The 13,332-nt window shown below is 36.7% G+C and carries 16 protein-coding genes; 15 read left to right on the plus strand and 1 reads right to left on the minus strand.

The window, feature by feature from the left end; genetic code table 11:
- Positions 1-24: 24 nt before the first annotated feature.
- Entirely contained in the window at positions 25-363 is a 339-nt protein-coding gene (locus F6K23_RS42930; RefSeq protein ID WP_375340782.1) for a hypothetical protein, read from the minus strand.
- 129 nt (positions 364-492) lie between these two features.
- On the opposite strand from F6K23_RS42930, the gene F6K23_RS42935 reads away from it, so the two are divergent.
- The 15 genes from F6K23_RS42935 to F6K23_RS25455 all read left to right on the plus strand — a co-directional run bounded on the left by F6K23_RS42935 (position 493) and on the right by F6K23_RS25455 (position 12,881).
- A complete protein-coding gene (locus tag F6K23_RS42935; protein WP_375340783.1) occupies positions 493-684 on the plus strand; it encodes a hypothetical protein in 192 nt (63 codons plus the stop codon).
- 546 nt (positions 685-1,230) lie between these two features.
- Complete coding sequence (locus F6K23_RS25390; protein WP_293160981.1) at positions 1,231-1,392, plus strand: hypothetical protein; 162 nt, start codon at positions 1,231-1,233, stop codon at positions 1,390-1,392.
- A gap of 327 nt (positions 1,393-1,719) precedes the next feature.
- A complete protein-coding gene (locus F6K23_RS25395) occupies positions 1,720-1,848 on the plus strand; it encodes a hypothetical protein (RefSeq protein ID WP_293160983.1) in 129 nt (42 codons plus the stop codon).
- A 186-nt stretch (positions 1,849-2,034) separates the two neighbouring features.
- Positions 2,035-2,256 (plus strand): hypothetical protein, encoded by a 222-nt coding sequence (locus F6K23_RS25400; RefSeq protein WP_293160985.1) that lies wholly within the window; start codon positions 2,035-2,037, stop codon positions 2,254-2,256.
- A 163-nt stretch (positions 2,257-2,419) separates the two neighbouring features.
- Positions 2,420-3,154 (plus strand): 15,16-dihydrobiliverdin:ferredoxin oxidoreductase, encoded by a 735-nt coding sequence (locus F6K23_RS25405; protein WP_293160987.1) that lies wholly within the window; start codon positions 2,420-2,422, stop codon positions 3,152-3,154.
- A gap of 194 nt (positions 3,155-3,348) precedes the next feature.
- Positions 3,349-3,849 (plus strand): hypothetical protein, encoded by a 501-nt coding sequence (locus F6K23_RS25410; protein ID WP_293160989.1) that lies wholly within the window; start codon positions 3,349-3,351, stop codon positions 3,847-3,849.
- Positions 3,850-4,400: 551 nt separating this feature from the next.
- Positions 4,401-4,673, plus strand: a complete 273-nt coding sequence (locus F6K23_RS25415) for a zinc ribbon domain-containing protein (RefSeq protein WP_375340784.1) — start codon at positions 4,401-4,403, stop codon at positions 4,671-4,673.
- A 264-nt stretch (positions 4,674-4,937) separates the two neighbouring features.
- The gene (locus tag F6K23_RS25420; protein ID WP_293160993.1) at positions 4,938-5,687 is read left to right on the plus strand and encodes a phycoerythrobilin:ferredoxin oxidoreductase; all 750 of its coding nucleotides are present in this window, start codon (positions 4,938-4,940) and stop codon (positions 5,685-5,687) included.
- A 280-nt stretch (positions 5,688-5,967) separates the two neighbouring features.
- Positions 5,968-6,486, plus strand: coding sequence for a phycocyanin subunit beta (locus F6K23_RS25425; protein ID WP_293160995.1), 519 nt, complete (start codon positions 5,968-5,970; stop codon positions 6,484-6,486).
- Positions 6,487-6,596: 110 nt separating this feature from the next.
- Complete coding sequence (cpcA, locus tag F6K23_RS25430) at positions 6,597-7,085, plus strand: phycocyanin subunit alpha (protein WP_293160997.1); 489 nt, start codon at positions 6,597-6,599, stop codon at positions 7,083-7,085.
- Positions 7,086-7,314: 229 nt separating this feature from the next.
- On the plus strand, positions 7,315-7,497 hold the full coding sequence (locus tag F6K23_RS25435) for a zinc ribbon domain-containing protein (RefSeq protein ID WP_375340785.1): 183 nt from the start codon (positions 7,315-7,317) through the stop codon (positions 7,495-7,497).
- Between the two features lie 421 nt (positions 7,498-7,918).
- On the plus strand, positions 7,919-8,842 hold the full coding sequence (locus F6K23_RS25440; protein ID WP_293161052.1) for a HEAT repeat domain-containing protein: 924 nt from the start codon (positions 7,919-7,921) through the stop codon (positions 8,840-8,842).
- Between the two features lie 579 nt (positions 8,843-9,421).
- Positions 9,422-10,069 (plus strand): HEAT repeat domain-containing protein, encoded by a 648-nt coding sequence (locus F6K23_RS25445; protein WP_293160999.1) that lies wholly within the window; start codon positions 9,422-9,424, stop codon positions 10,067-10,069.
- Between the two features lie 1,085 nt (positions 10,070-11,154).
- Positions 11,155-12,123 carry a metal ABC transporter solute-binding protein, Zn/Mn family gene (locus F6K23_RS25450; protein ID WP_293161001.1) on the plus strand — a complete coding sequence of 323 codons (969 nt, stop codon included), beginning with the start codon at positions 11,155-11,157 and terminating at the stop codon, positions 12,121-12,123.
- On the plus strand, positions 12,120-12,881 hold the full coding sequence (locus tag F6K23_RS25455) for a metal ABC transporter ATP-binding protein (RefSeq protein ID WP_293161003.1): 762 nt from the start codon (positions 12,120-12,122) through the stop codon (positions 12,879-12,881). The genes F6K23_RS25450 and F6K23_RS25455 overlap by 4 nt, the downstream gene beginning before the upstream one ends.
- Positions 12,882-13,332: the final 451 nt, after the last annotated feature.

Genomic DNA, 13,332 nt, shown 5'->3' on the forward strand with positions numbered 1-13,332 from the left:
TACCCGATATGTATTTTACATTAATTACTGGCCTGGGGAAAGTTTGATGAAAGAAACAACTTCAGTGGCCATACCTCCTTGTTTCCATCGATGGTGCGTTCGCGGTAGCGTTGCGTAAGCAAATCGCTTTAACAATGTATTTAAAACAAAAGCCCAAAAAACAGGGTTTAGAGAATATATAGGAGGATTACTCTTGACAAAGCGATCGAAAAAACTTGTCTCAAATTGCCAACAACACTGTAGGTCTGTCATACCAGAAATTACGGCATTTTCTAGTTCGAGCAAATTGGTCTGTAGATGCTGTGAATGAACGTCGTCTTCCAGTGATGTGGGAATGTCGCCAAACAAAACCTTCTCGTTCATTTGCTTTAATTATAGAGGATTCAGGCCACAAAAAAAGCGCACCGCCTGCGCTGAGGTTTCCGAGGGCGTAAAGACGGAGCAAGAAGTGGTAATTTAACTGCAGGAGTAGGGCGACAATATATAGGAGAAATAGGAAAAACAGATAATGGTGTAGTCGTGGTTACAACTCATCTTGATGATGGAGTTAAAAGTCTGCCTTTAGATATAGCTTTGTATCAGAAAGCTGATTCTTTTCTCAAAGGAAAAAAAGACTCAGAATTTGTCAAGAAACCAGACTTAGCAATGTCTCTAGTAGATCAATGTTTGTCCAGAGGACACTAACCAGAAATTGTGTTAATTGATGGGGGGTATGTTCATTAATTGATAATGGATCATGGATAATTGATAATTACCTCGGGTTTTAACCGCTACGGAATTGAATATCAGGAGATATTATTTCTTTTCTTGGTCGATGGTAGCACAGCTCCGAGACCCGCTCTTATCAGAGCCGCTCCGAATTGCGCCATCCCATCCTACGGAATGCTGCGAAGATCGACCGCTGTCTTGGTCGATTGGATATGGCGAGGGGACCTCGTCATCCCTCGACCGCTTTTTTCCCCTATCCAAGGGGAGGCTTCAAGGCGCGAATTATTTAATTATTAATTATTAATTATTAATTATTCTGTAACAATACATCATTCTTAAATCAACTAGAGAAAAGAAGTGTAACTGATATAGGAGGATTAGCTAAAAACCGTTTGCGTAGCATTCCGTAGGAAAAAGTAATCATCAAAAAACAGGATGACATTAAAGAGGAAATTAGATTATACAAGCTGGCAGAAAGTATCCCTCAAAAAGCTTTCAACTTAGTTCAACTAAGCACAAAAAATGAATCACGAAGTTTGGGTAGCTACATTAGAAGTACAAATATCTAGGATGTCAGGTCAAAAAACTATAGCTATCGTGATGAATGCTAAAAGTTTTTCTGATGCCACTGATATTAACTATTATATAACTAATAGAGAAGACAAATATGTAACTCCTGAGTAGATATATTCTACTTATTCTCAAAGAAATTGGATGGAAGTTTTCGTGATTAGAAGCGCTGATGATGGTTAGGACTAAGAGAAGATCAAGTCAGAGATAAAATCAGCCTTAAAAGGGATTTTATTTTAGTCTGATCGTGCTTATACATTTATTATCTGGCATCAGTTAACTGGAGGTATAAGAAGGCGTTGGGCTAACAAACCATTAAATAGCTTTACTGATACTTTAGAAGCCCGATCGTACAGCAATATCTTATGGTTTTGTTGAGTGGTTAGATGAAAACATCGACGTATTTACCGCTCATAAAGAGAGTTTGGGGTTTGTTTGGGCTTGAAATTTGCTAAAGTCCCGATAGTAGTTAGATATGATAGTAAAATCAAAGATATTAAAGACCTGGCAAATCAAGTTATTACTTTAGGACAACCAGGCTCTGCTACAAGATATTATATTCCTTTATAGGATATTTATGGCTTGACTTTTACAGAAGTGCGCTTTGCTCCGACACCGAAAACAATTTTAGAATGCTCATCTCAAAATTAGATAGCAGGTGGTACTTGATATGAAGAATAATTTCAAAAATATAGAAATTAATTTAGCCAAAATGATTTTAAAATTATTCACAAAAGCAGATTAATTCCCCCAAGTTTGGTTTTATTAGAATCCCAAATAAACTGTAATTTAGAGCAACAAATTATTGATGTAATGAAGAAAGCACCACCAAGTATTATTGGAAATGCTAATTATATTCCTCATGCTAAAATTCCAGACTATACACAGTTTATTAAGTTTGTTGAAAAAGTTAGACTTTTAGAAAAGAACATTAAACAAAAACCTGCTGTGTTAGTGATGGAAAAAGAAACAAACTGAATATTGAGTAAATTTTTCCCTTGCATACCGATTTGAACTTTTGACTTTTTTTTTGGGTCTTTTGGTTTTATGAAGGATTATTGCTTTGTTTATGAGAAATGAGACTCAGGTAATGGCCATCAATTATTCTGTAAAATGATTTAATATGTGACCATAAGTATCAATGTACAGGCCATTCTTAGAACATTTAGAAAAAGAGCTATTCAGTAGATTTGACTTAAGCAGTAGACCAATTCCTGCTGGTTTAGAAGCAAACGTTAGTAATCGAGGGAAGAATCAAGCCACTATCCAAAGTTGGTGTTATGAGTGTCCTCAGCTAAGAAAAATACGTTATACCTATATTGATGCAGGAGCTTCAGCTCAGGTATTTAATAGTGTGATTTATCCCAGTTACTACTATGACATACCACTTTTAGGAATTGACTTATTATCTTTTGGTAAAAGTAAAATCTTAATAGTATTAGATTTTCAACCTTTATTTCAAGAAGAATCTTATTTAGAAAAATATATAGAACCAATGCGATCGCTGCGCGAAAAATATAATGACTTGGCTCAAAAATTAGAAATGAAATTTTATGATGCCAACCAATATTTTTCCAAGTATTTACTGTTTGCTAAAACAGATGCAGAGACAGTGAAAACTACATTTTTCAAAGCTTATGAAGAATACATTAACTTGTATTGGGAAATGTTAGATAAAGCAGAAATTCTTGATCGAACAGAAGATATTCAAAAGATAATTAAAGCCCAAAAAGATTACGATCAATATAGTGCAGACCGCGACCCAGCGTCAGGATTATTTAGTAGTTATTTTGGCCATGAGTGGTCAGAAAAATTTCTCTACGAATTCTTGTTTGAAGATGCTGTACCATTAGCTGTTCCTAATGCAACCCGATAATTCCAATAATTTTTTAACTATTCAGTTAAAATTTGATACTCACTTGCACCCTTATAAGATATACAGTGGGGGTAAATACAGAAAGCACTTCTCTAAAGTTCATCAAACTTACTCATAACTATAGTTATCAAATTAAAATGGGTAAGTTTGCTCAGTTGTCTATCCATTGAGTCGTTATCAGCTACAATTAAGGGATGAAGCTAGTTAAACGTCATGTGATCAGCAAATCACATTATTTGTGGTCAGAAATTGACCACTATGCTTTTTTGTCTAAAAATCTGTTTAATTTAGGTAACTATTACTATCGTCAATATTTCTTTTCCTATCAAAAGAAATTAAATTTTAATGAACTTAATCAAAAGGTGTCTAACAGTGACGATTATCAAGTTTTACCTACCAAGGTAAGTAAGCAAATTATTAGGAGATTAGATAAAAGTTGGAGTAGTTATTTTTCATATTTAAGAGAGTGGAAAAAACAGCAAAATAAATTTTTAGGAAAACCAAAAATTCCCAAATATAAACATAAGACAAAAAGCCGAAATATTCTGCCCTATCCAGATGAATCAATTTCTAAAAAAAACTTAAAAAAAGGAATTTGTCATCTGTCGATGAGTGAAATAAAAATCCCCACTTCACAGACAGAAATAATAGAGGCAAGAATTATGCCAAAAAGTAGCTGTTATATAATAAAATAGTCTATGAAAAATCGGAGAAAACAACAGAAAATAGACAAATAGTAGGAGTGGATTTAGGAGTAAATAATTTAATGGCTGTAACGAAAAATCAAACATTAATATTACCTCTTTTGATTAAAGGCAGACCATTAAAAGCCATTAACACCTTGTTATAATAAACAACGCTCTTATTTACAATCTTAATTACAAATAAACCACAATAAAAGTAATTATCATCGGTAAAAAAATTAACTCACAAACGAAATTGCCTAAGAGTAGAAAACTATCTCCATACAGCAAGTAAAAAAGTAATAGATTGGTGTCTCAACAATTAATTATTACCTCTCCTTGAAAAGAAGAGGATTGACTAATAATGAAAATTTTTTCTTCTCTTGGTCGATTGGATATGGCGCAGGTTTCGGAGCCATCCCTAGACCACTGTTTATCCTTTAAAAGAGAGGTTTTAAACCTTAATTATTCGGTAAACCATGAAATAGGAATTTTAATCATTGGGCAGAATCAGAATTGGAAACAAGAAATTAAAGTTAGGGAAAAAGAATAATCAACAATTTGTGAATATCCCTTACTATAGGTTAATAGAGATGTTAAGATATAAAGCCCAACTAAGAGGAATAAAAGTAATAATTACAGAAGAATCTTATACATCTCAATCAAGCTGCTTAGATGGGGATAATTTACCAAAATATGGAGTTAAAAAACCGAAATTTAGTGGAAAAATAGTAACAAGAGGGTTGTATAAAACCAGGGAAAATCAATTATTAAATGCAGATGTAAATGCGTCATTGAATATAATTAAAAAAGTAATTCCTGATGTCTTAGACTAAGGCATAAAGGGTTTGCCGTTTAACCCTGTGGTGGTTGAACCACTTGCGTTCAACTAAGCTTTCAGATTTTTGAGTAAGTTTGAGTAAGTTTGAGTTGAGCGGTGTGAGCTAAGTTTTTGTAGATAAATTGCTGAAATACTAAGGCAGTCAACAACCCAGGGCTAATTCGCGTCGAATATAGCGTGGACTTGAAAAAGCTCTATTTGACCAGACTACAGAAGTTAACTATCCTACGTTTTGATCGTGACACCAACTGAAAATATAGTGAATTTATATCAACCTTTTCTAGACTATGCTCTAAATGAGCTCAAGCAAGAACTAGAACTAAAACCTTACCCTATACCCTCTGGATTTGAGCATAAAGTTGCTATAACTGGCAAGGGCAAAAAGGAACAAGAAGTAGACACAACCAGTTATGCCTATTGTAGTCCCAAGCTCCGACAAATTAGAGCAGCTCATGTTCAAGGTGGCGCTGCCCTGCAAGTGTTAAATTTTGTAATATTTCCCCACCTTAATTATGATTTGCCATTTTTTGGGGCAGACCTAGTTACCCTACCAGGTGGACATCTAATTGCTCTAGATATGCAGCCCTTATTTAGGGATGACCCTAAGTATCAAGAAAAGTATACTCAGCCAATATGGGATACCTTCCAAACACATCAGCAGCATTTACCTTGGGGAGGAGATTTTCCTGAAGAAGCAATCCCCTTCTTTTCTCCAGCTTTTCTGTGGACTCGTCCTCAAAAAACTGAATTAGTCGAGACAAAAGTGTTTGAAGCCTTCAAAGATTACCTGCAAGCTTATTTAATTTTTGTAAAGCAAGCACAACCTATTACTGATATAGAGAAATTAGCAGAAATCAAGCAGGCACAATTGCGTTATCTCAGATATCGAGCCGAAAAAGATCCAGCTAGGGGAATGTTTACCAGATTTTATGGCCCTGAATGGACAGAAGAATATATTCATGGCTTTCTATTTGATCTAGAAAGACAGTTAGCCTTGAATCCTGTTTAACTTTCCATCTGTAAAGAATTTTGTTAATAATTTGTAATAAATAAAAATACAACAGCATAGTATAAAGAATATCTGAAGGGTTATAAAGATAAAAGAAAATCAACAAAAACATTGATTGATAAGGTTGAAAAGCTTCTCATAAACAGTGTAAGATTTTCTCAGGATTCTCAAACAGTCCAATTTTACTTTTCCAGCCATGGGCAGCTAGCCTGAAAAAACTAAAAAAATACCCATAGCATCGAAAAGCAATTAAAAAAAATCAAATTAGGAGAATTAATCGATGTTTGATGCTTTTACAAAAGTAGTTTCCCAGGCAGATGCCAGGGGTGAATTTGTTTCTACTGGCCAAATCGACGCTCTGGCAGCAATGGTTGCAGAGAGCAACAAGCGTATAGATGCAGTTAACCGTATTACAGGTAACGCTTCTACTATCGTTGCTAATGCAGCTCGTTCTTTATTCGCGGATCAGCCTCAGTTGATTGCTCCTGGTGGAAATGCTTATACAAGTCGTCGTATGGCAGCTTGTTTACGTGACATGGAAATCATCCTACGTTATGTAACTTATGCTACTTTTGCCGGTGATGCAAGTGTACTAGATGATCGTTGTCTCAATGGATTGCGTGAAACTTACTTAGCTCTAGGAACTCCTGGTGCTTCTGTAGCAGTAGGTGTGCAAAAAATGAAAGATGCAGCTATTGCAATTGCTAACGATCCTAATGGCATTACTCCAGGAGATTGCTCCTCTCTAATGTCTGAGATTGGTGGCTACTTCGACCGCGCTGCAGCAGCAGTTAGTTAATAAGACTGTAAAAAATCTTTTTTTGTAAAGATGCTGCATTTAGGCATCTCTAAAAACTTTAAATTTGTAGCAAAATTCGTACTCACAAGATTTAGGAAAGTATCTCAACAATGAAAACTCCTCTTACTGAAGCAGTAACAGCGGCAGATTCTCAAGGTCGCTTTCTGACTAGCACAGAATTATTCTCAGCACTTGGTCGTTTTAAATATGCTCCAGCAAGTTTAGAAGCTGCTAAAAAGCTAACTGAGAAATCCCAAACTTTGATTGATGGAGCTGCTCAAGCAGTATACAACAAGTTCCCTTATACTACTACAACCCAGGGACCTAACTTTGCTTCTACTCCAGTAGGAAAAGCAAAGTGTGCTCGTGACATTGGTTACTATCTCCGGATGGTAACATACTGTCTGATTGCAGGTGGTACAGGTCCTATGGATGAGATACTCATTGCAGGAATTGATGAAATTAACAAAACCTTCGAGTTATCTCCTAGCTGGTACATCGAAGCGCTGAAGTATATCAAGGCTAACCACGGTATCACTGGCGATCCTGCAACTGAAGCTAACAACTATCTTGACTATGCTATTAATGCTCTTAGCTAGTAGTTGTCATAGTAACTAACTGATGAAAGTGAAATTAATATTCACTTAATTAATAGCTTTGAGCTAATATTCAACGTAGCCTGGAGAGGTATACAGGTGCTGGCCTGTAGTTAGTATCTGTTTATCTTTCCAGGCATCGTTATTTCAGTTATCAGTTATCAGTTATCAGTATTTCTTGGGAAGAAAAAAGAAGGAAAGCTTATATATTTAAAGATGGAGCATTGACTTAATCAAAGAATGCGGTCACGTCCAAGATATGCCCTTAAATATTAGGAATTACGATTGCCCTGAGTGTGGGTTGTCAATGGATAGAGATTTGAATGCAAGTATAAATTTAACAAAAAATAGCGAGAAGTCCCGCGTTCTCCTCGTCGGGAACGTCGTATGGGAAAGCGACTATGTTATAATATAAGAACACAGGGGGAGGGCATCACCTCTGTCAAAACTGCAACTCCTTTGCGGGTTGAAGAATCCCGCGTTGTCGCTCAAGCACAACGTCGGGAGTATGTCAATAAAATAGGATTGTTATCAACACAGGGGGAGGACATCACCTCTGTCAAAACTGCGGTTAGGTTTTCTCTAACTGAAGAATCCCGCGTTCGTCTCGTCATCGTCATGTCGCGTAAGCGCAACGTCGGGAGTATGTCAAGAAAGCAAGTGCGTAATTCTGAGGAAACTTCAGAATGTAAGACGCACTCAAGACATGCGGTCGGCTTGACCGTGGATGCCTGTGGACGGAGTGCTGCCGACAGTTCCGGTGGTTTGCGTAGCATTCCGTAGGAAAGCAGGAAGAAACAGTAAAATGTTTCTATATGACGTTTTATATCGGTTTTATGAAGCAGCAGCAATATTTAGAATTACCATCAGAGCAAGTATCAGAAAATGACGAGTCTCTAACGGTAGAAGAAGCGATCGCCAATCTACGGCATGAAGAATTAGGTAAAAGATATTATGCTGCTTGGTGGTTGGGAAGATTTCGAGTAAATATACCTGCTGCGGTAGAAGGCTTAATTGCAGCACTAGAAGATGAATCTGACCGAACAGAGGATGGTGGGTATCCTCTCAGACGCAACGCAGCTAGAGCTTTGGGCAAGTTAGAAGACAAAAAAGCTGTACCAGCTTTGATTAAATGCTTGGAAAGTTCAGACTACTATGTGCGAGAAGCAGCAGCAGAAGCATTAGAAATGTTGGGAGACCATAGCTGTATTTCCGCATTAATCAAACTTTTAGATGGAGGGGTCGAAGCTGCAGTATTAGTTCCAGGTAAGCCTCATCTTGTTCAACCCTACGAAGACATTATTGAAGCTTTAGGAACACTTCAAGCTCGATCGGCAATTCCTTTAATTAAACCTTTTATCGAACATCCTGTAGAGAAAGTACAATATGCTGCTGCTCGCGCTCTATATCAACTGACCGGAGAAGCAGTTTATGGAGAATATCTGACTCAAGCATTAGATGGTGATAATTTACAATTACGACGCTCTGCACTGATGGATTTAGGAGCGATCGGCTATTTACCCGCAGCTAAGGCCATATCAGAAACTTTAGCCGAAAATAGTATGAAATTAATTGCTCTCAAAGGACTTTTGGAACATCATCTCACAATAAATTCAAAAGTTAAAAGCGGTGCGACCCCGCGTCGGCGTCAGACGCAAGGGAATGCGCACCAAGAGAGTCAAAAGTCAAAGGTAGAATCTCAATTATTATTATCAGATGAGGCTATTGAGGTAATGACTCTAATGGACTCACTTTTATAAAAAAATTCAAAAGTTAAAAGCGGTGCGACCCCGCGTCGGCGTCAGACGCAAGGGAATGCGCACCAAGAGAGTCAAAAGTCAAAAGTAGAATCTCAAGTATTACGATTGGGTGAGGCTATTACAATAGATTCAAAAGTTAAAAGCGGTGCGACCCCGCGTCGGCGTCAGACGCAAGGGAATGCGCACCAAGAGAGTCAAAAGTCAAAGGTAGAATCTCAATTATTATTATCAGATGAGGCTATTGAGGTAATGACTCTAATGGACTCACTTTTATAAAATCAGGTTCACGGGATGACAATAGATATAGGGTCTTGGTGTGTTACGCTAGCGCGCTTCACACCCTACCAATAGCTCAGAATTTCCTACGGAATACTCCGCAAACAGGAGGGGAGAAAGAAGAAAAGAAGAAGAAAGTTTTTTGGTCGCGTAAGCGGAAGGCAGTTCTATAGCTAATTATCCGGACATGATATAATAAAGAAAAATTTTCCTTTGAGTCAATTTTATCCGTTTTAAAGCAGAGGTAATTATTAATTATTAATTATTAATTATTAATTATTAAAATTCTCCTACTCCCTAAGAATGAATAATCAACCCTCAACAATAAATAATCAACTCATCCGGGCAGTTGAAGAAGCAGATTCTTCTCAAGGCTTAATTGATGCAGTTAAAGATTTAGCAGCAGCTCAGATAGAAGATGCTATCCCGATATTAATTACAGTTTTAGGGTACAACAATCCTGGCGCAGCAGTAGCAGCAGTTGATGGGTTAGTTTTACTTCGAGAAACGGCAGTACTTCCACTACTAGAAAAACTTGATGGTTATAACTATGGTGCTAGAGCTTGGGCAATTAGAGCATTGGCAGGTATTGGCGATCCGCGTGGGTTAGATTTATTGTTAGATAGTGCAGTAAATGACTTTTCTTTTAGTGTACGACGAGGTGCAGCTAGAGGTTTAGGTTTTATTGATTGGGAAAAGTTATCACAAACAGAAGTTTCCGATGCTCAACAGCGTGTTTTTCAAACCCTGCTGCAAGTCTCTCAAGACCCAGAATGGGTAGTGCGTTATGCTGCTGTAGTCGGTTTGCATGGCTTGGCCAAAGCTGTAGAAGTTAGTGCTCCAAAATGGCTTGAGGATGTTTTGACCAGGTTTGAGGAGATTGTTGAGACAGATACAACTTTAGCGGTTAGTGCTAGGGCACAAATGGCTATTGCAGATTTGGAAAAGTAAGTCAAAAGTCAAAAGTCAAAAATCAAAAGTTAGATTTTATTTAGAAGGTAAAGGGAAGTATCAAACAAAATAAATATTAGGCGATCGCCCTTCAACCATTACCAAATGTCCTCCCATCACCCCATCACCCTACTCTCTTTATCTAAATTAGGGCTTGTGCTCATAAAGCTAAAAAGTAAGGATAGCTTACGGTAATGGAGCTTTTTATATTCAATTTATACTCATTCTGAATAAGACTGGAACACTTTTTCAGCTGAAACTCTTTCAAGGTAAGAAACCCTTGTCTCAATCTTAACTGGAATGACTATATCTCTAAGTTATATCAAATCCGTTTAATTCGGCACGTAAAAAATGTTCTATCTTCAAGCATTACCAAATATTTCTCTCACTCCCCATCTCCCCATCTCCCCATCTCCCCATCTCCCCATCTAATTACACCGATGCTACCGGATTTGATATTATTGGCTCTTATTGGCATCAATTTACTGAAATTTTCTGCTGAAATTCAAGAAAATTTCTTCACATAAAATGGCCGAAACCATTGCTTGTTAAACCATCTCCGCGTCCCTGCGTCTCTGGCTCCCTGCGTCCTACTCCCACCAAGCAATTTTTTCAGCCCACATTCCGCACTTCAATTTGTAACATAAAAATTAGTATAAAATTCTTAGGTTGCTTAGGTATTTATACTATGTAAATTATCTTCATCTACCTCGATCAAGAGTTAAATTCTCAGTTAAATATTAAGCATAAATACTTACTGAATTGTTAACTCCTATTGACCACTTTACTTTTATTTCTGATATTTCTTACTTTTGACTTTTGAATTTTGACTTTTGACTGTCTTGAGTGTGTCTTACATTCTGGAGGTGCTATGTGCGGAACTATTTCCGCACTTTAAAAGCGCCGTAGGAAACCTCGCCAATTAGCACTCGCTTTTGACTTAGATTTTTATGCTACATTTTGTGGTGCGGAATGTGGGTTTCAGCAAACTCTAATTACACCGATGCTACCGGATTAGATAATACCCATTGTGGTATGATAAATTTGAAAATGATAATCATTCCCAAAAATAACCTGTATACTAAATGCTTAAGATAATTAGACGAATTCACTGTTTATTATTAGGAACAGCAGCACTGGCCACGGCTGTTTCTCTCGGAAGTGCTAGTAGTGTGGCCCAGAATCAAAATGAAACGAAAATAGTAGCAACTTTCTTGCCTATTTATATGTTTACCAAAGGAGTTACCGGAGAAAGTGGAAAAGTAGAACTCTTAATTCCTGCGGGAGCAGACCCCCACGATTATCAGGCAACGCCAGAGAATGCACGGAGTATTGCAGAGGCAGATGTATTAGTAAAAAATGGGTTGGGGTTGGAAGAATTTTTAGAGAAATTAGTTGATGCTACGGCTAACTCTCAACTTCAAGAAATTGATGCTAGTCAAAATATAGAACCCCTAGAAGAAGAAGATAAGGACCACCACGACCACCACGACCACCACGACCACCACGACCACGATCATGACCACCACCACGGTCATCACCATGAAGAAGGAAACCCTCATGTTTGGTTAGATCCTGTTTTAGCGCAACAACAAGTTAAGAATATTCGGGATGGTTTAATTCAAGCTGACTCTAATAATGAAGCTACTTATAGAGCTAATGCTGATATTTATATTCGTAAATTACAGGAGCTTCACCAAGAATTTCAAACTCGTTTATCACCTTTTCAAGGATGTAAATTTATTGCTTTTCACGATGCCTATCCTTACTTAGCTCAACGGTACAATTTACAACAAATGGCAGTGGTGGAATTGCCAGAAGATAATATCACGCCTAGAGATGTTCAAAGAGTAATAAAAGCAGCCCAAGAATATCAAGTTAAAGGTTTACTTGCTGAAGTTGGATTTAATGATAATCGGATGCAACAAATTGCTAAAGATATTAAATTACCAGTCAAAAAATTAGACCCAATAAACAGCGGTTCGTTAGACCCAGAATATTATTTTACTGCTATGAGAAATAATATAAAAACTTTAGAGGAAGTTTGCCAGTGAAGTTAGCAGAAATTGACAAAAATCTGCCAGTAGTAGAAGTACAAAATTTAACAGTAATTAGAGGAAAATATCAAGCAGTAGAATCTGTGTCATTTCAAATATTTCCTGGTAGTAATACTGCAATTATTGGTCCTAATGGTGCAGGAAAAAGTACATTAATTCAGGCAATATTAGGTTTAATTCCTTATGAATCAGGCTATATAGAAATTCTAGGTAAACAAATAAAAGATTTAGGAAAACATTGGCAAAAAATTGCTTATATTCCCCAAAAATTACCTTTTGACCGGAGTTTCCCTTTAACTGTCGCTGAATTAATCAGTTTAGGTTACCCGCAACAAGGTTTGATGAAATCATGGGAAAAGCATATAGCAATAGAAAAAGCTTTGGTACAAGTCAAGTTAGAAAATCAGGCAAAACAGCGAATAGGAAGTTTAAGTGGTGGGGAGTTAAAACGGGTTTTATTGGGATACTGTTTGGTGCAAAATAGACAATTATTAATCTTAGATGAAGTCATGGCTGGTATAGACCCAACTGGAGAAATTAAATTTACTGAATTACTGGCAAATTTACATCAAGAAGAGGGTTTTTCTATTCTACAAGTTTCCCATGATTTAGATATGGTGAGTCGTTATTGTGACCAAGTTATTTGTATGAATCGTCGTTTATGTTGTAAGGGTAAACCTAGTGTTGCTTTGAATGAAAATAACTTGAGTGAAGTTTATGGGGATAATTTAACTAGATATGTTCATCAGCGTTAAATAGGGAATAGTTAAATAATGAATAATGAATAATTAATAATTAATAATTAATAATTAATAATTACCTCTCCTTGAAAAGAAGAGGATTAACTCAAAGGAAAATTTTGTCTTGTTTCTCCTTTAAAGGAGAGGCTTTAAGCTTTAATTATTCCGTAATAGGGAATAGGGAATAGTTCAATAATTGATAATTGATAATTACCTCTCCTTAAAAGGAAGAGGATTGAATAAAAGGAAAAAATTTATTTTTTTTCCCTTCAAAGGGGAGGCTTTAAACCTAAATTATTGAATTATTTAATTATTGAATTATTCGGTAATAGGTAATAGGTAATAGGGAATGGGGAACCGAAGCAATAAAATTCTCATCGCGGGCAAGATGCCCGCACTACACACATTTAATTATTAATATCTGTACTTCATATATTTGGAATATGCTGTATATATTTTATTGTGT

This window comes from Okeania sp. SIO2C9 (assembly GCF_010672455.1).
Taxonomy (GTDB): Bacteria; Cyanobacteriota; Cyanobacteriia; order Cyanobacteriales; family Microcoleaceae; genus Okeania.